The sequence below is a fragment of the Coleofasciculus sp. FACHB-542 genome, assembly GCF_014695825.1.
Taxonomy (GTDB): domain Bacteria; phylum Cyanobacteriota; class Cyanobacteriia; order Cyanobacteriales; family FACHB-T130; genus FACHB-T130.
This window is the reverse complement of record NZ_JACJPB010000027.1, coordinates 1-21,216: the sequence shown is the minus strand read 5'-3', so window position 1 is coordinate 21,216 and position 21,216 is coordinate 1. Positions and strand designations below refer to the sequence as shown.

Below are 21,216 nucleotides of genomic sequence, written 5' to 3'. Positions count from 1 at the left end.
TTAGTTTAAGTGGATATTTTCTCTTAGAAGGGTTGCTTAGAAGTATGTTCCTTGTTTGGGGATAGATCCAAAAATGGTCAAAAGCATTAATAAATGGCTTAATTTGTGCAGATTCGCTTTAATTCAGGAATTAGCGATTTTTATTTGAAGCAAATACGGCAGAATAGCCTAACCTTCTAGCCTTCCTTCCCTGAGATGCCTATTTTTTACCCATCACTGCGGAAAGAGAGTTTATTTTTCTTGTGTCCTGTAAAAAAGTTCAGATAGATCCGATAGTGACAAAGGACTCTCTCAATCTGACACGCAAGCAGATGGGCATTATCCAACTTTAGTCTGCTCGTGCTGCCCTTCACTCTCCGACAGCTCAAACAGCCTGAATGCAAAGAAGTGTTACATATTTGGCTAATCCTTATTGAATAAATCTATCGGATTATTTCTTAAGGAAATTAAAGTTACATCGGGTGGAAGAGGAAGCTGCAAACTTGAAAATGATATTTTGTAATTGTCAGGCAACAAAAGAAGTTTAAATAAACTAGTTCATTTAGCTTCATTTTCAGACACATATCAATTACTTAACTTTAGTTTTTGGCCTAGTTGGGCACAGGAGAATATTATGGAACGCCCCATTGAATTGTCTTTAGAGCAAGAATTTAGCCTAATTTCTTTTGCAGATCAAGTGCAGCATATGTCTCGCGAGCAAGCTCAACAATTTTTGGTTCAGCTACATAAGCAAATGATAATTCGAGACACTATCTATCAGAACTTGCTGAAGCATCAATGGGGTCTGGATTCAATTCTGGGATCTGTGTAAAGCTTGAAAGCGATCGCCTAAACTTTCCTAAATTTTGAAAAATTACATATATATGAGTAAAGCCCTGGTTTACAGCCAGGGCTTTGTTGTTAGCTTTGGTTTTTAAATACTTGCACGCCTTGATTTAACGCTGACGTGCAGTTTCATGGTTCTGCTTACGGAACAGATTAGCTAGACCGATTAGACCCAGCAAGCCTAACCAGCCCCAACTGGAGTTGCGATCCCGTCTTTCAGACTGAACTCCTTGGTAAGAGGTGGTGTCTGTAGTAGCTCCATTAGGAGTTGTGCTACCGGGAACCGTAGTTGTGTCTGAAGTAGTGCCTCCAGGCGTCGTAGTTGTGGCGTCAGGAGCAGTGGTAGTTCCTGTAGTTGCGCCCCCAGGCGTTGTGACCGTGCCGTAAGGAGCAGTAGAAGTCCCTGAAGTAGTGCCACCTGCACCCGTTGTCCCGGAAGTAGCACCTGCACCCGTGGTACCAGAAGTTCCGCCACCGATGCCAGTGGTACCAGGAGTTGCACCGCCTGCGCCTGTGGTTCCGGCAGTTCCGCCACCGATGCCAGTAGTACCAGAAGTTGCACCGCCTGCGCCTGTGGTACCGGCAGTTGCACCGCCTGCACCCGTCGTACCAGAAGTTGCGCCACCCGCGCCCGTTGTCCCGGCAGTTGCGCCACCGATGCCAGTGGTACCAGCAGTTCCGCCACCGATGCCAGTGGTACCAGCAGTTCCGCCACCGATGCCAGTGGTACCAGCAGTTCCGCCACCGATGCCAGTGGTACCGGCAGTTCCGCCACCGATGCCAGTGGTACCGGCAGTTGCGCCACCCGCGCCCGTTGTCCCGACAGTTCCGCCACCGCCTGCACCTGTAGTACCGGCAGTTCCGCCACCGATGCCAGTAGTACCAGAAGTTGCACCGCCTGCGCCTGTGGTACCGGCAGTTGCACCGCCTGCACCCGTCGTACCAGAAGTTGCGCCACCTGCACCCGTACCAGTACCGGAAGCTGAACCACCAGCACCACCGCCTGTTTGGGCAACAGAAGGCAGAGTTAAGGGTAGAGCCGCTACAGTGAGGGCAAAGGTACTTGCAAAAAGAACTTTGGACAAATTAGAAGGTTTCATCGTAGTGGTTTTTCTTATTCTCTAGAACTCTGCGATTTGTTATTATTCAAAAACAGTCTTGTTAACTTCATGGGCAGCTAAATTACGAAGACTGGATATACTTCCCGCTCATGAAGTCCCGATCTAGGACGATCGTGGTTTAGAATACGGGTCTGGAATTACCAGAGCGTTTTGCTATTCTCCTCAGATGCGATCGCTCTTAGGAAGAATAACTGCCATCAGTTCTCTTTACTTCTACCAGAGGAACAGACCCACCTCTCCCTGAAGGATTGACTTTACTTTAAGCCAGTGTGTGCTTAAAAATACAAACAGTTCTATGGGGAGCTATGCTATGCTATGCTTCTCCCGATAGCACAGCAGATAAGCTTAGTGATTAGTTGAGACTGTGTCATTGAGGGGAAAATATTTTCCCTTCGTTATTAACTTTCCTTGGCTATTTTCCCCTTTCATCCATCTGCTTTACAGTTTCTCTGAGCAAGCGATCGCTCAATGCTCAGTTTGTAAAACAGAGTCAAGATTCATCACTCCCTTTGGGAGGTTCGCCAAATTCTCCTAGAGAAGTTACTATCTACTGTTCAGTAACTTTGCAGAAGGCCTTTTGAGGCAATTCCTCGAAGTATACTCCACGCTCAATAAAAATTATTAATATATTATTAAGGTTTTTATTTAAAGCCTAAATAAGATATTTTCTTTAGTAGCTTTAGCTATTAAAATACTTACGAAAAACTTTTGCACACCTTTTGTATTTGCTACTAAAGGTGATACATAAAGCATAAATTATATAAATTTAGTGCTGTATTTTTTTAGGATAAAAGCATTTAATTCACCTTTATTCAATCCATTTAGAGCGATCGCTAAGCGCACAGCTTCGGCGAATATAACTCTTATTGAATAACCTAAAATGCAAGCACCTGAAATGATAAACCGGCGTAAAACAAATTACGTGAGATTACGTGCGCTCGTTACTGAAGCTACTACAGCCATCGAATAGGGATGCAATAATGCTGCTACTTGGAAGCATTGTCTTCTAAGTCCTGCAACCCACCCGCATCTCTTGTTTACTCCCATTAGAAGTCACTATACTTAGGTGTTTTGTATTATTTAGCACAAACTAATTTAACATTAAATTTATTCTTTAGGAAGAAGTCGCGTCATTCCTCTGGTAGAAGCTAGAACTCAACAATAGCTATTATTTTTTTAGCAGTGGCAGCAAATTCCTTCTCCAGGCAGAAGCGGATGGTAATAAAACCCGATAAATTAAGCAGAAGTGCGAAGTCAATAAAACTGCTTTAGAGTCGCAAAAAGGGTAAACAAGGCAGGAAAACATCATTTCTAGCTGCTTTTTGTAGTTATAGCTAGGAATTAATTTTAAGTGTTCTTTTCACTTCAAGGCTTTCCACTTTGTTCTTCTTTGTGTGTAGGTAGGCGATTCTGAAAGCTTAAATCCAATCTACGAAATATCTGAGGCTATTTATGTCCCAGCCCAAAAATTTGATAAAGAATAGTGTGAGTAATGGTGGGGCATGGGAGATACAGTTCTCCATAAAAGATGCACTTGAGTCTCCCTCAGCGAGTGCATTTCCAACATTACAGTCGGATGGTTCTGATTCCTTGTCAAATACACCGGCGCTCATTTGTTTGTCGCATTTGCGTTGGGATTTTGTCTACCAACGACCGCAACATCTCTTGAGCCGCTGTGCAAAGCAGCGAAGAGTATTCTTCATTGAAGAACCGATTTTCAGTTCCGATCCATCTTGGCGGCTGGATGTTAGCCTCCGCGAGAGTGGTGTCTCGGTGGTGGTGCCTTACTTGAGCGAAGGAATGAGTGAGGAAGAAATCATTGCTGCTCAAAAGGGGATGCTCGATGATTTGTTAGCACAAGCGCAGATCCGCGAGTATATTCTGTGGTATTACACACCGATGGCAATCGCGATCGCAGACCACTTAGATCCTTTAGTCGTTGTCTACGACTGTATGGATGAGCTATCTGCATTTAAGGGAGCGCCACCCGTGATGATTGAGCGCGAAGCCGAACTCTTTAAACGTGCAGATTTGGTATTTACAGGCGGACAGAGCCTTTACGAAGCCAAGCGCAACCAGCACCCGAATGCCCACGCCTTCCCCAGTAGCATCGAGAGAGCGCACTTTGCACAAGCAAAAACTCTGACAGAGGAACCAGCAGATCAAAAAAATATTCCCCACCCGCGTCTGGGATTCTATGGGGTAATTGATGAGCGCATGGATCTGGAACTGCTGAGTGGCATGGCCCAAGCGCGACCTGACTGGCATCTGGTTATCATTGGCCCAGTCGTCAAAATAGACCCCAAAGAGCTGCCCCAACATCCCAATCTTCACTATCTGGGTGGGAAGTCTTATCAAGAATTGCCTGCATATCTTGCTGGGTGGGATGTAGCGTTGTTGCCTTTTGCTCGTAACGAGTCAACCCGCTTTATTAGCCCTACCAAAACTCCAGAATACCTCGCCGCTGGGAAGCCAGTTGTATCTACCTCGATCCGGGATGTCGTTCGTCCTTACGGAGAGATGGGTTTAGTGCAGATTGCAGATACCGTCGCAGATTTCGTCGCCGCAGCCGAAGCAGCAATCGAGCAAAATTACGATCGGTCGGCATGGCTGAGTCAGGTGGATGCTTTCTTAGCGCAGAATTCGTGGGATTCCACTTGGGCGCGGATGATGCAACTGATTGAGGGTGTAATGAACGACACGAGTGTATCTCAAGAATTGCGCGATCGCGTTGCCAAAACTTCAGCGTCTCAAATGGACGAGCGTGCAGGAGTTACCTCGGTTAACAAACCTCAACAAACATCCTGAGCTAGTCCGCTCAAAGCGAATCAGGACTGGTTTTTGGTTGATTTTCTGACTTTTCAGTTTTTCAATTTTTACTTTCTACCCAAGGGTAGCTGTTTCATTTTTCCCTTACTCCCGTAAGGGTTTCACCGCCATATTTCTATTAAATAAGCGAGGCTTTTAGAATGTTCGATTATCTTATTGTGGGTGCAGGGTTCGCTGGAAGTGTCCTTGCAGAGCGGCTGGCGACTCAGTCGGGCAAGAAGGTTCTAGTGGTTGACAAGCGATCGCACATTGGCGGCAATGCTTACGATCATTACGATGATGCGGGCGTTCTCGTACACAAATACGGCCCTCACATCTTTCATACCAACTCCCGCGAAGTCTTTGAGTACCTTTCCAAATTCACCGAATGGCGCTCTTACGAACACCGCGTTTTGGCGAGTGTAGACGGTCAACTGGTACCCATGCCCATCAACCTCGACACCGTTAATAAACTTTACGGACTGAGTCTCACCTCCTTTCAACTCGAAGAATTTTTCGCCTCGGTTGCTGAGAAAAAAGAACAGATCCGTACCAGCGAAGATGTAGTTGTCAGCAAAGTAGGGCGGGAATTGTACGAAAAATTCTTCCGGAACTACACGCGCAAGCAATGGGGAATCGATCCCTCGGATCTCGATAAGTCAGTCACCTCACGGGTGCCTACCCGTACCAATCGAGACGATCGATATTTCACCGATAGCTATCAAGCGATGCCATTGCACGGCTATACCCGGATGTTCGAGAAGATGTTGTCTCATCCGAACATCAAAATTATGCTGAACACCGATTATCGGGAAATTCAGAAAGTCATTCCGTACCGGGAAATGATTTACAGCGGGCCTGTTGATGCTTACTTCGATTACCGCTATGGAAAGCTTCCCTACCGTTCCCTTGAATTCAAGCATGAAACGCACAACAAGCCTGTGCATCAATCAGCGCCAGTCGTAAACTACCCCAATGAGCATTTATACACGCGCATCACTGAGTTCAAGTATCTGACCGGACAAGAACACAGTAAAACTAGCATCGTTTACGAGTACCCCCAGGCAGAGGGAGATCCTTACTACCCAGTACCTCGCCCAGAAAATGCCGAACTCTACAAGAAATACAAGGCATTGGCTGATGCAACGCCGGGGGTACATTTTGTCGGACGGTTGGCGACCTACAAGTATTACAACATGGATCAATGCGTGGCTCAGGCGCTCACGGTTCACAAACAGATTGGCACGAAACAGGAACCAATCACTTTAGAACCTGTAGAAGCGAGAAGCAACTACACCCAGAATGTTTCTCTCAGTGAAATCGTTGAGCAACGCCCGCAGACAGAAGTTGCAACTACAAACGGAAACGGTCACGGAAAAGCCGTTAGTCATTAGTCAGTAGTCAACAGTCATTAGTCATTAGGGATTTGCTAATGACTAATGCTTGCTTGAATCATTTTTACTGCCATGAACGATGAATAAAACATCGGAAACAATAGCCATGAGTCATGGGCTACTGACACTTCATGCACAAGTTATTCGGGGGTGAGGAATGATAAGAGCAGCCTTAAGTAAAGAACTAATCATTAGCAATTCTGAACGAACTCAAAACTCAAAGCCCAAAACTCAAAACTCTAAATTGGAGATGTGGGCTGGAGTAGAGTGTACCGTTAACCGCGTAGGCGATCGCTATTTCAACCAGTTGGAACGAAACGGCCACAAAACGCGCTTAAGTGATCTCAATTTGTTTGCCGAACTCGGCGTAAGTGCCATTCGCTACCCGATCCTCTGGGAATTAACTGCCCCTGATGGGCCAGATAGCGCCGATTGGTCTTGGGCGGATGAACGACTGGGACGTTTGCGCGAACTCGGTATCCGTCCCATTGTCGGTTTAGTTCACCACGGCAGTGGCCCTCGTCATACAAGCCTGGTGAATCCCACCTTTGCCTCTGGGCTTGCCCAGTTCGCCGAAGCCGTTGCCCAACGCTATCCGTGGGTGGAAAATTACACCCCTGTTAACGAGCCGCTCACGACAGCGCGTTTTAGCGGATTATACGGTCACTGGTATCCTCACGGTCGGGATAGTTTAACTTTCTTGCAGGCATTGCTGACGCAACTCCGCGGCACAATCCTGTCAATGCAGGCCATTCGCCAAGTTAACCCAGACGCAAAGCTGGTGCAAACCGAGGACTTGTGCAAGGTGTTCAGCACGCCACAGATGGCGTACCAAGCAGAGTTTGAAAATGAGCGTCGCTGGCTGAGTTTCGATCTGCTGTCTGGTCGCCTCAATCCCGATCGCCCGATGTGGCAATATCTATGTAAAGTTGGAATTCCTGAAGCTGAACTGGAGTGGTTTTTAGAAAATCCCTGCCCGCCGGACATCATTGGGATTAACCACTACTTAACGAGCGATCGCTTTCTGGATGAGCGCCTAGAACGCTATCCCCAGTGGACGCATGGGGGAAATGGGCGGCAGCAGTACGCAGATGTCGAGGCAGTGCGGGTGCGTGCTGAAGGAATCGCCGGACCCTACACGCTAATCAAAGAGACATGGGAACGCTACGGCTTGCCAATTGCGGTCACTGAAGTCCATCACGGTTGCACCCGCGAGGAACAACTGCGCTGGGTTAAAGAGGTGTGGGAAGCAGCAACCCGTCTGCGTTCCGAAGGCATCGATCTGCGGGCTATCACCGCTTGGTCGCTCCTGGGTTCTTATGACTGGACTAGCTTGGTAACAAAAGATAACGGTCATTACGAGCCTGGGGTGTTCGACTTGCGATCGCCCGAACCCCGCCCAACGGCGATCGCCCATATGCTGCGCGAGTTGGCACGCGGCGAGATGCCTCACCATCCCCTTTTGGATGTGCCAGGATGGTGGCATAGAAACCAGCGACTGCTCTATCCACCCGTTGCGGAGAGCAACGGCACAGAGGCGCAGAGGCACAAAAACCCAGAAACGCACCTCAGTCCTCAGTACTTAAGCACCTCCACACCTGTCCGTTCTTCCTCACCGCGTCCGCTCGCCATTATTGGAGCGAGAGGCACGCTGGGGAAAGCTTTTGCTCGAATTTGCGACATCCGGGGTATCCCCTATCACCTCCTTAACCGTCAGGAACTGGATATTGCCCATCCTGCCTCGGTTAAGCGGGTACTGGCTGAACTCAAGCCTTGGGCGGTTGTAAATGCGGCTGGATACGTTCGCGTAGATGATGCGGAGCGCGAACCGGATGCTTGTCTGCGCGAAAACGCAGTTGGCCCAGCAACTCTTGCGGCTGCTTGCGCGATGCAGAAAGTGGCGTTGCTCACCTTCTCATCGGATCTGGTATTTGATGGAACTGGTGTTGCTCCTTATGTGGAGAGCGATGCTGTTGCACCGCTCAATGTGTATGGACGCAGCAAAGTAGAAGCTGAGTCGCAAGTTCTAAAGTTTCATCCCTCGTCGCTCGTCGTCCGCACCAGCGCCTTCTTCGGGCCGTGGGACGAGTACAACTTTATTACAATGGCGCTCCGCACCCTAGCGGCAGGAAAACCCTTTATTGCGGCAGAAGATTCGGTCGTTTCACCGACCTACGTTCCGGATCTGGTCAATGCCAGCCTTGACCTCTTAATTGATAGCGAGAACGGTTTGTGGCACATTGCGAACCCTGGTGAGAGTTCTTGGGCAGATTTGGCACGGTTTGCTGCAAAGAAAGCTGGTTTCGATGCTACCCGAATTGAAGCTTGTCCCATGCAAGCGCTGAGGCTATTGGCACCACGCCCAATCTACAGCGTTCTGGGCAGCGAACGAGGGGTACTGTTGCCGTCGCTGGAAAATGCGATCGCCCGCTACTTCCAAGAATCCAAAATTTCCCTGTAAAAATCGATACTTTAACCCACTCTAAGGTGGGCACTGCTCACCTTAGTCCATTTACCCATTGAGGTTTTTAAGATGAGCATTCTTTTTAAAATCGTTAAATCCCCAGACATTTTTGATAGCTCTAGAGCAGCTCAGTTTCATCAAGAAATTGAGAATCTGATCGACGCAGGAGTCAAATTTGTTCTCCTCGATCTCAAAAATGTCACTTTTATCAGTAGTTCTGGCTTAATGGCTCTTGTTTCAATGGTGAGGCTTACCCGCTCCGCAGGTTGCAAAATTTTACTTTATTCCAAGAGCGAACAGGTTAGGATTTTATTGGAGATGACGGGTTTAGATCAGGTTTTGGAAACCTTTAATAAGTCAGAAGGATTTCAAAGTTTAGGAAGCTTAGCGCGAGCTAATGTTAATCCTATATCAGAAACCTTGTCAAAGTCAGCATATTCACCAAAGCTGAAATCTACCAGCTCGCCTGTCCAGCCTGCTTCGGCTCGTTAAATCGTTAAGTTTTCGCGATTCTTCTCCGAAATTGGAGCGTGTGTTCCTGAACGATGAACGCAGCAAAATTATTACTCTTTTGCTTCTAACAATGCCTGACAAGCGTTGTGCTAACGTATCCTACTCTTGAGAAAAGGTACGTTATCAATGAAGCAACAGTAATATACTCTTTCTGCGAACGGCAAATAACCCAATTTAATAACATCTCCCAATTTTCTTAATTGCAACCATCACAGTTATCCTGACATAACGCCGGATTTACAATTCTGACCAATCCAATTTTTTTCCATTAGCCAGAGAGAGTGCATTTGGGCGAATATCTTCGCTCACATCACTGGAAAAATCCCGCCATAAATCTTAACGATCTGCCGTCGATCGATTTGATTCTACTCTCGCAAATGCACAAAGTTCGTTTCGAGTGCATTGCCGAGCAAAAACTGAATACAAACATTCCCATCATATCTTCCCTTTCCGCAACTGCTACAATTAATAAAGAAGGGAGTTTAATGCAACCTAATCTGCTCAAAACTTGGAACCTTTAACTGTTACCAAGGGGAATGTTGATTTTTAGCTTAAGTCGATGCCTGGAAGACACGGGTCGATGCTCCTCACAGCCGTACTACCACCTGTTATGCGAGTCTGCTAAAGCTTCAACCTGCTTCTGGGAAGACGGCATTTCGTCTCTTTATTACTGGCAATACCTTCGCTAACCAACAACTGAAGGAAATTCCTCGACAGTATTCAGATATCGATTTGGTTTTGCTGCACTTGTATGGAACAAAAGCATTCGCAATTCGTCTGATAATCGATGCCAAGCAAGGCGTTAAGGCAATTCAATAAATTGTTCTTTCTACGCCATCCCAATTCACTCCAACGATTACACGAATTTTAAATCGTCGTTAGAGGATTTTATGCAAGCTATTACTGCAACGAAACTCAAACAAAAAGTTACGTATCTGAGTCACGATAAGACTTACAATTTTGAGGCGTCGATAACACAGTAGCCGGATATGTGGTACAGAGGTAACGTACCTCGATCCGGAAAAGATTGGCAAATGGATGTAGTAATAACGATAGGCATTACTTATCGTATTAATGGCATTAAACAGTCTTGGTTCTTAAACTGTATTTTTGCTAGAAAAAAATAACCTTAAATCGCTGAAATCCAGACTGTGTAGACATTTAAAAAATTTTATAGAAAAACACTTAAAAGAGTTAGTACTCAGATATTTATGGGTACTCTAGAAATATAACCTTGGATAGATGACTATATGCACTCTTTGGGGAAATGGCTGGAGAATTGTTATATCGCGTCTGGCGGCGCTACTCAGTCTAATTTTGACCAGTTCGACAGAGCATATCCGCGTCCGCAGTTACAGCGATCGCATTGGATTTGTCTCAACGGTCCGTGGAAGTTTACTTATGACGATGAGGGGAAAATAACTCGACCCTCAGATGTTTCCGGGTGGACGCATACAATTGAAGTTCCCTTCGCGCCAGAATCCTCAAAAAGTGGCATTGGCGACACAGGGTTTCACCCGAACTGCTGGTATGAGCGAGAATTTAACATTGTTAAGGGTGCAGGTCGGGTGCTGCTTCACTTCGGGGCGGTAGATTATCGCGCCCGCGTGTGGATCAACGGTCAATTTATGGCTGACCATGAAGGCGGACATACTCCCTTCAGCATCGATATTACGCCAGTATTTAATGAGAACGGACCGCAGCGGGTAACAGTGTGGGCGCAAGACGACCCCCAAGACTTGGCAAAACCTCGTGGTAAGCAAGATTGGCAACTGGAACCGCACAGTATTTGGTACCCGCGCACCACTGGGATTTGGCAGACCGTTTGGGCGGAGATCGTTCCTTCTACCTATATTGAGCGCATCCGCTGGACGCCGCACTTTGAGCGTTGGGAAATTGGCTTTGAAGCTTTTGTTGCAGGTGACCAGTGCGATGGCATCGAGGTAAAGGTAAAACTAACCGTTGGCTGCCAGTTGCTAGTCAACGATACCTATGAAGTAATCCACGGAGAGATTCACCGACGGATTGCCCTTTCTGACCCTGGTATTGACGACTACCGCAACGAATTGCTTTGGAGTCCAGAAAAGCCAACTCTGATCGATGTTGAAGTGCAGTTGTGGTCTAATGGCGAGTTGCTGGATGAAATCAAGTCCTATACCGCAATGCGGACGGTGGGAATCCAGCGCGATCGCTTTATGCTCAATGGTCGTCCCTACTATCTGCGACTGGTTCTAGACCAAGGCTATTGGCCGGAAACTCTGATGACCGCACCTTCCGATGAAGCGTTGCGGCAAGATGTTGAACTAGTCAAAGCAATGGGATTCAACGGGGTTCGCAAGCACCAGAAGATTGAAGACCCCCGCTTCTTGTATTGGGCAGATGTGCTAGGACTGATGGTTTGGGAAGAAATGCCCAGCGCCTATCGCTTCTCTCCTAAAGCGGTGGAACGGATTACCAAGGAGTGGACTGAGGTCATTGAACGCGATGCCAGCCATCCTTGCATTGTGGTCTGGGTGCCCTTCAACGAATCTTGGGGTGTTCCCGATTTGACAGCGACAGCAGCCCACCAGCACTGCGTCCAAGCACTGTATCATTTGACCAAGACTCTCGATCCAACTCGTCCAGTCATCGGTAACGACGGTTGGGAAAGTGCGGCGACCGATATTTTGGCTATCCACGACTACGATAATAAGCCGACTCGGATGGCAAAACGCTACGGTCCAGAAGTGAAGCTATCAGACCTTTTCGATCGCCAACGTCCGGGTGGGCGGGTTCTGACGCTGGATGGCTATCCTCATCAAGGACAGCCGATCATGCTGACTGAGTTTGGCGGTATTGCTTATGCGGGTCGGGAAGATAAAAAAGCTTGGGGATATGTGCGTTCCCATGATGTCTCCGAACTGCAAATCCGGTATACGGCGCTACTAGATGTGGTGAACCGAGTCGAGTTATTTAGCGGTTTTTGTTACACCCAGTTGACCGATACCTACCAAGAAGCGAACGGACTGCTATATGCCGACCGGACTCCGAAATTTCCTATCGAAGCGATCGCATATGCAACTCTAGGCAGGGGTGAGGAAGACGAAGAGGACGTTATGCTCACAACAGTTAAAGCTGCATTGGGGCAAGAAAACAATGTATTCCCAGGAGCTGTTGAAGCCGGATGGTCGCAAGCTGATTCTATACAGCAGATTCCCCATTGCGGAGGAAATTACAGCCACTAGCCCTAGTAATGAGCCAGTGCAGGCGAATCCTCACCTGCGCTGGCATCCGTTGCGGGGCGAATGGATTGCTTATGCAAGTCACCGTCAGGGGCGGACTTTTATGCCGCCCCCAGAATACAATCCGTTAGCACCTACCAAAGATCCTCAGTTTCCGACGGAACTCCCGCAGGGGAAATATGATATGGCGGTGTTCGACAACCGCTTTCCCTCAATGGCTTTGGGGGCGCACAATCCACCCGCTAGCATTGTGCAGACTCTCCCAGCAAACGGCGCGTGCGAAGTGGTCGTATTTACGCAAGATCCGCAAGCTTCCCTCAGTTCTTTAGAACTGGATCAATTAGAGTTATTGTTGCAAGTTTGGGGCGATCGCACTCGCGCTTTAGGCGAAATGCCCCAGATTCAGTATGTACTGCCCTTTGAGAACAAAGGGGTCGAGATGGGGGTAACTTTACAGCATCCCCACGGGCAAATCTACGCTTATCCGTTTGTTCCACCCGTCCCAGCGCGGATGTTAGAGAGGCAACAAGCGTATTATCAGGAACATCAGCGGGGTTTGCTGCAAGATTTGATCCAAAAAGAGATTTTGGATAATCAGCGAATTATTTATCTGGATGAGGAAGCGATCGCATTTGTCCCCGCTTTCGCCCGTTACCCTTACGAAGTCTGGATTGCCCCGATTCAGCCCACCGCTACATTTGTGGATCTGACAGATGGGCAGCGCCAAGGACTCGCCAAAGCCTTAAAAACTGTCACTCTCAAGTATGACGGTTTGTGGAATCGTCCTTTCCCTTACTTGATGGCGTGGTTCCAAGCACCCACCGATGGAAATCCGCACCCAGAAGCACATCTGCACGCAGAGTTGTATCCTCCCTATCGGACTCAGGATCGGCTTAAGTACCTGGCGGGAACCGAACTAGCCGCAGGAATGTTTGCCAATGATGCGCTTCCGGAGGAGAAGGTGAAGGAGTTGCAAGCTGTCGTCATCACACTTGAGAATCCTGTGCGGTTGTGAATCAAAACTTAACCCCCGAATCCCTTCGTTTGCAGGGAAGGGGCAAGAACTTCAGTTTCCTCCCCGTTTCCGGGAGGGGCTGGGGGAGGAATTTCCTGCTGTAAGAGGTGAGTTATGAATCAAGTTAGTGAAGAAGTCTCTCAGAAACTAGAGTTAATCCGAAACGCCTTAACGGAAGCTGACGCGCAGGGGTTGCGATTGCGCGGCACCGATTGGTTCGCCTGGGCGACTGCTGGCGGTTCCAGCACCGTACTGCTGACGGCTGAAACTGGAATCGCAGAAGTGCTGGTGACTGCTGAGGATGCCTGGATATTAACCGATGAAATCGAAGCGCAGCGGTTAAAAGATGAGGAAATTCCCGGAAATTTTCAGCATTATGCGAATCCTTGGGCTGATGCTGCGGCGCGTGAATCTTTTGTGCAGCAAGCGACCAATGGGGGGAAAATTTTAAGCGATCGCCCGATTCCTCATGTCGAAAAGCGATTACCCGCGTCTCTACAACAGCATAAACGAACCCTGATGTCGAGCGAGCTGGAGCGATATCGCCAGTTAGGGCGTCAGGCAAGCGAGGCGATGACAGAGGTACTCAAAGCCGCCAAGCCGGATTGGACAGAATATCAGCTTGCCGGTGCGGGTGCCGAGGCATTATGGGCGAGGGGGATACATCCAGCGCTGACTCTGGTAGCAGGCGAGAGACGTTTGCCGCTGTACCGTCATGCTACCGCCACAGGTGAAAAGATTGGACGGCAAGCGATGCTGGTATTTTGCGCCAGAAGACATGGTTTGTATGCGAATCTGACCCGATTTGTATCATTCGGTTCGTCCGATGAAAGTGCTAAATTGCATGGTGATGTCCGGCAAATTGAAGCGGAAGCTTTGAATTTTTTAAAGCCTGGAATCGCTCTGAATGCAGTTTATGACACTTTAGCTGATGTTTATCAAAAGCACGGATATCCTAATGCCATCCGAGAACATCATCAAGGTGGAACGACTGGATATTTGGCGCGAGAAGTTGTAGCGAATCCGACGACTAATGACACGTTGGAAGAAAATATGGCTATCGCCTGGAATCCCAGTGTACGGGGTGCAAAGATTGAGGATACTTTTGTACTTCTCAAAGATGGACTAGAAAATCTGACTTTCGATCCAAATTTTCCCAGTGTTGAAGTAGCCGGAAGATTGCGCCCTGTGCCCTTAGAGGTTGGGTAATGAGAACGCCTTGGCGAATGTAATTCGCGTCTACACAGACGAAACTTGCCTACGCAGGTTTGAAGAGGAATTTACTCTTAGTCCGCGAAGGCGGACTTTGTTTGTGTAGCCGCGATTTCTAATCGCCGGGGTCTTTTTTGCACCAGATATATTCAGCAAAGCCGCCGCAGTATGTCACAGGAAAAGATTGAAAAGCTGACTCCAGAACAAGAAGCTTTAATTCCGGTTTATCGGGAGAAGTGGAGAGATATAGCATATTCAACTGAGCCAATTGATAGAGAAAAAGCTGCTAAAGCGGTAAAAGCAGTTTATATTTTGATTGAATTATCTGAACCAGAGATACTTTTTTACGATAGTCCTTATGCAGTAGGTAGCGACAAACAATTAGTCATAGATAAAAATAGAATATATGGAGAATTGTATGAAACCAGAAGAATATTTAACCAAGATTTTTCCGACTATTTATTATCAGCTATAAAGTCTAGTTTTTGTAATACAGTTATGAGCCGACTGGGTAGCGAACTACATAATGATATAAGTTGGAAATTAGAGGGGTTACTAACGGAGGAACTTATAATGTTCTTCCAAACAATGGAGCAAGTGCGAAATCAACTATGGGAGGAAATAGAATTTAAAGAAAAGCAAATACAGAAGCTATGCGAGGAAATGTGGGTACAGCTTGATATACCAATACCAAATAATTTGGTGGATCGGTTAATACTACAGGATTTACTCATAGGAAGTGAAACGAATCATCAACTTGCAAATCGCATATCCCAGGAAACGGATAACCTTAGCCAACAGGAAAACCTACTGAATATTATCTTTGGTAATGATGATATATATATTGAACCCGCTCAATGGGTTAGTTCGGGCAGTTTGTATGACTTTTGCATTAACGTATTAAATTTTGAGTATAAGCAAAAAGAATGGGAAGCATTTCAGACAATAGCCAAGAATTGCGGTTGTATTTTCCCTTATGAGAAGATGGTAATTGTCTGCGATCGCCCTCGCATCCTCTCCCTGGACAACCAGCAGCGCCTCCACGCGGAAGGCGCACCCGCGATCCAGTTTGCAGACGGATACAGCCTCTACGTTTATCATGGGGTAAGATTACCTGAAAAATACGGCAAGCTACACCCAACACAGTGGGAAGCTAAATGGATAATAGAAGAAGATAACGCCGAACTACGGCGAGTGCTAATTCAGGGAATTGGCTACGATAGAATTGCCCAGGAATTAGGAGCAATTGAGTTAGATTCTTATCAAGAATACACTTTATTTAAAATTGATACTGATATTGATGTTGAGCCAATATCTTTGTTGAAGATGACTTGCCCAAGCACCGGATTTATTCATGTGTTGCGCGTACCACCTGAGATGATATCGGCACGGGAAGCGATCGCTTGGGTGAATTGGGGAATTAATCCAGAATAATTTTCTGTGCAAACATGAATTTTTTTGATGATTAACGCGATATTGAAAGCAATTAACTAACTGCTACACTATCTCCCAACTTCGAGGGCCAGCGGACAGTCAGAATGGTACAATCTGACTCAGCAGACCAAGAATGGGGCACGCCTGGAGACCAGAGAACGTAGTCGCCTTCACGAGACAATAAGACTTCTTGCTCTGGAAATTTAACGTGAAATCGTCCTTTAATCAGGATAGAAAGTGTCGTTGCTTCCTCATTCATTGCCCATTCGGATCTACCATCTCCTGCTGGGTGAATACCCCATTTCACTTCTAGGCTGGAAGTCGAACGAATGTCGTCGATTGGGTTTATAAAATGACCGAGAAACCAACCAGAACGATTTGCACCTTCACTATGAGCATTCCCAACAACAACATTAGACGGCATTTGCGAATCCTTGCTTATATGCAAGTATTAATTTTATAAAACTCAGCAAAATTATCAAGTCGGATGACTAAGTGTTAACGCACAAGTGCTAACGCACAAATGTGAACGCACACAGATTGTGCAAAATCTTAGGAATTGTAGAGACGCAAAATTCTACGTCTCTACAGGATGGGATTTCTCTCTACTCCCGGCGAGATTTCCCGGCGAAATGATTCCTTAACGCGACGCCACGGCTAAGCCGCTATGGCGCAGTAAAGGCTCCGTACTCGGTTCGCGTCCCCGGAAGGACTTGAACACTTCCATCGGGTGCAAGCTACCACCCAGCGCCAACACGGTGTCGCGGAAGCGCTTACCTGTAGAAGCTACAGCCGTCTCATCTTCTAAACCAGCGTCTTCAAAAGCTGCAAAGGCATCAGCACTGAGAACTTCAGCCCACTTGTAGCTGTAATAACCCGCCGCATAGCCGCCAGCAAAGATATGTCCGAACCCGCATAAAAAGGAGTCTTCTGGCAGAGGGGACAAAATTGTTGTGGTTTTGGCAATGCGGTTCCGCACATTAGCCACAGTTTCATTGCCACCCGGTTGATAGCGATGGTGCAGTTCGATGTCAACTAAGCTAAAGTGCAATTGCCGCAGCGTGCCAGTACCGCTCATGTAGTTGCGTGCTGCCAACAGCTTTTGGTAATAATGCTCTGGTAAGGTTTCCCCGGTTTCGTAGTGCTTCGCCATTCCCATCAAAGTGGGTCGGTCATAGCACCAGTTTTCCATGAACTGGCTGGGTAATTCTACAGCATCCCATTCCACATTGTTGATGCCTGCCGCCCCAGGATAATCCACCTTGGTCAGCATATGTTGCAAGCCGTGACCAAATTCGTGGAATAAGGTTTCTACCTCGCCAAAGGTCATCAGGCTGGGTTTGCCATCGACTGGGGGAGTCTGGTTGCAGACCAAATAGGCGACGGGTAAGCGTGTGGTGGGCGTGCCAGCTTCGATAATTTTGGCACGGACTAGGCACTCGTCCATCCAGGCACCGCCGCGCTTTTCGGCTGGACGGCTGAAAGGATCTAAATAGAAGTATGCGATCGCATTCCCTGTTTCATCGGCAATCTGGAAGTAACGCACATCCTCATTCCACACTGGGGCTTGACCATCAGCCGCCGTGACGGTAATTCCAAATAACCGCTTGACGAGGCTGAATAGCCCATCTAGCACTTGCGGTAAGGGGAAGTAAGGGCGTAACTCTTCTGCACTGAAGGCGAACTTTTCTTCCCGCTGGCGTTCCGACCAAAAGCTGATATCCCAGTGCTTCAAGTCGCTGCTTTCTGCGGCTCCTTTACTAGCAGCATACGCTTTTAATTCTTCTAATTCCTTCTTAGCAGCATCATAACTAGCGCCGCGCAGTTCATCTAGCAGCGCCTCAACTGCTTCAACGCTAGGAGCCATTTTTCGGGCTAAGCTTAACTCGGCAAAACTGTCAAAACCGAGTAGCTTTGCCTTTTCTTGGCGCAGTTGCAATATGCGTTCGATGAGTGGGGTGTTATCCAACTCGCCACTCGATGCACGGCTGACATAGGCTTTATAAAGCTTTTCGCGCAAGTCCCGACGGGTGCTGTGCTGCAAGAAAGGGCCAAAGCTGGGAAAATCCAGGGTGATGCGCCAAGGGCCATTTTCAGGGGTGGCATTTTCTTCGCCAGCAGCACGGGCAGTTTGAGCGGCTAGACTCACTAAACTGGGCGGTAAGCCGTCAACTTCCTCTTTGTTGGTGAGGGTCAGGCTAAATGCTTTAGTGGCGTCGAGGACGTGGTTAGAGAACTTGGTAGAAAGTTCTGCTAATTCGAGTTGAATGGCGTTGAAGCGATCGCGCTTTTCTCCTTCCAACCCAACACCGGAAAGTTCGGCATCCTTGATCGCTGATTCTACAATCCGCTTTTGGGCTGATTCCAGGCTATCCCAAGCGTTGCTACTTTGCAGTGCCTTAAATGCTTCATACAGCGGCTTACTTTGGTTCAGCTTGTTGGAAAACTGCACCACTTTTGGCTGCACGGTTTCGTGCGCTTCGCGGATTTCGGGGCTATTTTTCACAGCCATCAAATGACCGACAATCCCCCAACTCCAGGTTAAGCGTTCTACCAGTTGTTGGAGGGGATCGACTAAACCGCTCCAAGTCGGCTCTACCTGGGTTTCTAGGGTGGCAAGTTCCTGTTCTAGTTCAGCCAGTAGCTGCGTCATCCCCGGAACGACGTGTTCCGGCTTGATGGCATCAAACGGGGGCAGCCCTTTGCCGATGAGTAACGGGTTATCAGTAATAATGGCGTTTGCACTCATAGGTGATTTGTTTGTAAACGTATTTGGGCTGAATCGTCCTTGTTATCCGATCTTAAGAAAAAAATCAGCTACCCTTACAGGGTGGTTAACCGTAGCAAAGTTGCGGCTTATCGTCGGTACTCGTCGCCGCAGTCACCGATAACCTGGTATAGATCGCGCGATTGTTGAGCGATCGCATTCATTTGCCGATCATCCTCTGCATCCAGTATCAAATCAAACACCCTGGCATTGTCTTCAATATGTTCCGACACCCCTAACCGTGCGCCGACGATTGCACCGGCGACTGCTGGCTGCTCTAGAATATAACGCACCGCCACATTCGAGATATTTACCCCGTGCTTCTGGGCAATCTCTTGGAGGACAGAAAGTAACTCTTGAAATAAACTCCAACCACCCCACGCATCCACCATATTCTTGTATTTTCGCAAGCTAGCCGTCTTCAGTTCTCCTCCTCGCGGTTCTGGTTGTCCCAGGTACTTTTCTGACAGCAAGCCGCCGCAGAGTGTCCCGTAAGCAAAAAGCTGGATGTTATTCTCTTGACAAAATTGCACCATGTTCGCTAAAGGACGCCTGTCAATCAGAGAAAACTGCACCTGATTGGACACAATTTTGATACCTGCTTCGGTAATAATTTTCAGACGTTCTGTATCAAAATTTGTCAAAGCTAGATGCTTGATTTTTCCCTCCTCTTGGAGTTCCGCCATATACTTGAGCGCATCCAAGTAGTTTTTATCGCGGTAATCCCACCAATGAAACTGCATTAAGTCTAAGGAATCAACTCCCATTCTTCTTAGGGAGATATTAATGTTATCTTCTACCAACTTGCGCGTCATTTTAGTAGGTCTTGGTACCCATTTTGTGAAAGCTTGCAAGTTAGACAGCGCCTCTTCACCACGACTTGCTACTAATTGTCGCCGGAACTCTCCAATAAAGTCCTCAGCGGGGCCATAATGGTCGGCTAAATCCCAAGTCGTGAAGCCTGCATCCATGTAATCAAACATATTTTGGATCGCGGCTTTTGAGTCAATTCTTCCATGTGCGCCTGACACTTGCCACATTCCATTGAGTACGCGGCAGATATTCAAATTTGGGGTAAATTGCAATCTGCTTGATTCGGGTAAGTTCATGTTGACGTTTTGTTATGTATAGATAAAATTATTGCCTATAGTGTCAGAAGTTGGATGCGATACACAAACTTAACCTCTCCCCAAACCGCTCTCCTACGAGGAGAGGGTCTTTCCCTCTTCCCTAGTCTACGGTGTATACACATCTTTCATTAATTAGCAAAACGTTAATTGATCCCCCTAAATCCCCCTTAAAAAGGGGGACTTTGACTTGATTGCCCCCCTTTTTAAGGGGGGTTGGGGGGATCAAAACGGGACTTGCAAGTTCAAGAAGACTTATGTATACACGGTAGTTTCCCTAGTAGGTAAAGGGCTAGGGGTTAGGTCTGTATTTTATTTAAGTAAGTAGCGCTAAAAATCAACCTTTTCAAAATTAAACCCCAAAGAAACGCAAGATAATTTATCAGTGTTTATCTGTGGTTAATTACTCTAAAACTTACTATTCAGGTTTGCACAGAAAATTCTTCTGGATCGATGTCCCAATTGATCCAGCGAATCGCTGCACGAGCCGATATAATATCCGGCGGAACTCGCATAGCATGAATAAAGCTTGTGCTAGGACAGGTCATTTTCAGCAAGTGAATTGGCTCTTTTTGAGCATCATCATCAAAATCATCAGGCTGGAAACCATCAATATCAGCATCAAGTTTTAGCAAAGTGTATTCTTGCCAAGAATCTAATTCAGTTGCTTGTAATTCTTGACAAATTCGTGCATAGCCAATCCCCTGAATTAGCACTCGCCTCAGGTCGGCGTTGTCTTCTTCTAAAATCCATTGCGCCTGCCATTGATGGGGATGCAATTTGCCATATTTTTCAGGTAATTTCACACCGTGATAATAATATCCTGTATGCCATCCATCGGCAAACTGAATCGCGGGTTCACGTTCAGCATGTAGGCGATCTTGGCTGTCGAGCAAGATTTTAGTCGGGCGATCGCATACTACACAAACCTTCTCAAACGGGAAAATCAAACCACAATGCTCAAAAAGCTGGTTCAGACAGTCAAATGCTTCCTGTGTCTTTTGGTCGAGAGTGACACCTAACGAAGAAACATAAAATTCAGTTGCGTAGATTTGTGTAAAAAGGTCTGTAGGAGTTACTGGATAAAAATCATCTGCATCAAAAGAGCTGGAATCAGCTCCGATGAGTTCTAGAGAATGATTAATTAATTCATCCAGCTCCCACCATCCTTCTTCGTCTCCTGCTGTCAGCTCTAGTTCTACCCCTCTTCTGTCACTTTCCGAGTATTCTGAATAAAAGGATTAAAAGAAAAAACTCTGGAAGGTAAGTAGGGCAATGGATGTAGAATTACAAATTCTGAAACATTTAGCAAGAG

Annotated in this window: 12 protein-coding genes and 2 pseudogenes; 9 read left to right on the top strand and 5 right to left on the bottom strand. The window is 47.1% G+C overall.

Going from position 1 to position 21,216, the window contains the following annotated elements; genetic code table 11:
* Positions 1–613 precede the first annotated feature (613 nt).
* Positions 614–811 (top strand): NblA/ycf18 family protein, encoded by a 198-nt coding sequence (locus tag H6F52_RS08755; RefSeq protein WP_190410067.1) that lies wholly within the window; start codon positions 614–616, stop codon positions 809–811.
* Positions 812–935: 124 nt separating this feature from the next.
* On the opposite strand, the gene H6F52_RS08750 is transcribed toward H6F52_RS08755, so the two are convergent.
* Positions 936–1,925 (bottom strand): WGxxGxxG family protein, encoded by a 990-nt coding sequence (locus tag H6F52_RS08750; protein ID WP_190533812.1) that lies wholly within the window; start codon positions 1,923–1,925, stop codon positions 936–938.
* Between the two features lie 1,473 nt (positions 1,926–3,398).
* On the opposite strand from H6F52_RS08750, the pseudogene H6F52_RS08745 reads away from it, so the two are divergent.
* The 8 genes and pseudogenes from H6F52_RS08745 to H6F52_RS08710 form a co-directional block, all read left to right on the top strand.
* A pseudogene (locus H6F52_RS08745) lies at positions 3,399–4,631 on the top strand (glycosyltransferase family 1 protein); the annotation flags it as partial.
* A gap of 284 nt (positions 4,632–4,915) precedes the next feature.
* Positions 4,916–6,148: a UDP-galactopyranose mutase gene (glf, locus tag H6F52_RS08740; RefSeq protein ID WP_190410070.1), complete on the top strand. Its 1,233-nt coding sequence runs from the start codon at positions 4,916–4,918 to the stop codon at positions 6,146–6,148.
* 250 nt (positions 6,149–6,398) lie between these two features.
* Entirely contained in the window at positions 6,399–8,609 is a 2,211-nt protein-coding gene (locus H6F52_RS08735) for a family 1 glycosylhydrolase (protein WP_347276198.1), read from the top strand.
* A gap of 72 nt (positions 8,610–8,681) precedes the next feature.
* Entirely contained in the window at positions 8,682–9,104 is a 423-nt protein-coding gene (locus H6F52_RS08730) for an STAS domain-containing protein (protein ID WP_190410072.1), read from the top strand.
* 1,271 nt (positions 9,105–10,375) lie between these two features.
* A complete protein-coding gene (locus H6F52_RS08725) occupies positions 10,376–12,349 on the top strand; it encodes a glycoside hydrolase family 2 TIM barrel-domain containing protein (protein ID WP_190410073.1) in 1,974 nt (657 codons plus the stop codon).
* Positions 12,261–13,361, top strand: coding sequence for a galactose-1-phosphate uridylyltransferase (galT, locus tag H6F52_RS08720; protein ID WP_190533806.1), 1,101 nt, complete (start codon positions 12,261–12,263; stop codon positions 13,359–13,361). Before H6F52_RS08725 ends, galT begins: the two co-directional genes overlap by 89 nt.
* A gap of 114 nt (positions 13,362–13,475) precedes the next feature.
* Complete coding sequence (locus tag H6F52_RS08715) at positions 13,476–14,570, top strand: M24 family metallopeptidase (protein WP_190410075.1); 1,095 nt, start codon at positions 13,476–13,478, stop codon at positions 14,568–14,570.
* A 171-nt stretch (positions 14,571–14,741) separates the two neighbouring features.
* The gene (locus H6F52_RS08710) at positions 14,742–16,007 is read left to right on the top strand and encodes a DUF6745 domain-containing protein (RefSeq protein ID WP_190533804.1); all 1,266 of its coding nucleotides are present in this window, start codon (positions 14,742–14,744) and stop codon (positions 16,005–16,007) included.
* A 52-nt stretch (positions 16,008–16,059) separates the two neighbouring features.
* On the opposite strand, the gene H6F52_RS08705 is transcribed toward H6F52_RS08710, so the two are convergent.
* From H6F52_RS08705 to H6F52_RS08690, 4 genes and pseudogenes are all read right to left on the bottom strand, one after another.
* Entirely contained in the window at positions 16,060–16,431 is a 372-nt protein-coding gene (locus tag H6F52_RS08705) for a signal peptidase I (RefSeq protein WP_190410076.1), read from the bottom strand.
* Between the two features lie 216 nt (positions 16,432–16,647).
* On the bottom strand, positions 16,648–18,756 hold the full coding sequence (locus H6F52_RS08700) for a M3 family metallopeptidase (RefSeq protein WP_190533801.1): 2,109 nt from the start codon (positions 18,754–18,756) through the stop codon (positions 16,648–16,650).
* A 107-nt stretch (positions 18,757–18,863) separates the two neighbouring features.
* Positions 18,864–19,883 (bottom strand): aldo/keto reductase, encoded by a 1,020-nt coding sequence (locus H6F52_RS08695; RefSeq protein WP_190533798.1) that lies wholly within the window; start codon positions 19,881–19,883, stop codon positions 18,864–18,866.
* 440 nt (positions 19,884–20,323) lie between these two features.
* Positions 20,324–20,899, bottom strand: a pseudogene (locus H6F52_RS08690) (DUF6745 domain-containing protein); the annotation flags it as partial.
* Positions 20,900–21,216: the final 317 nt, after the last annotated feature.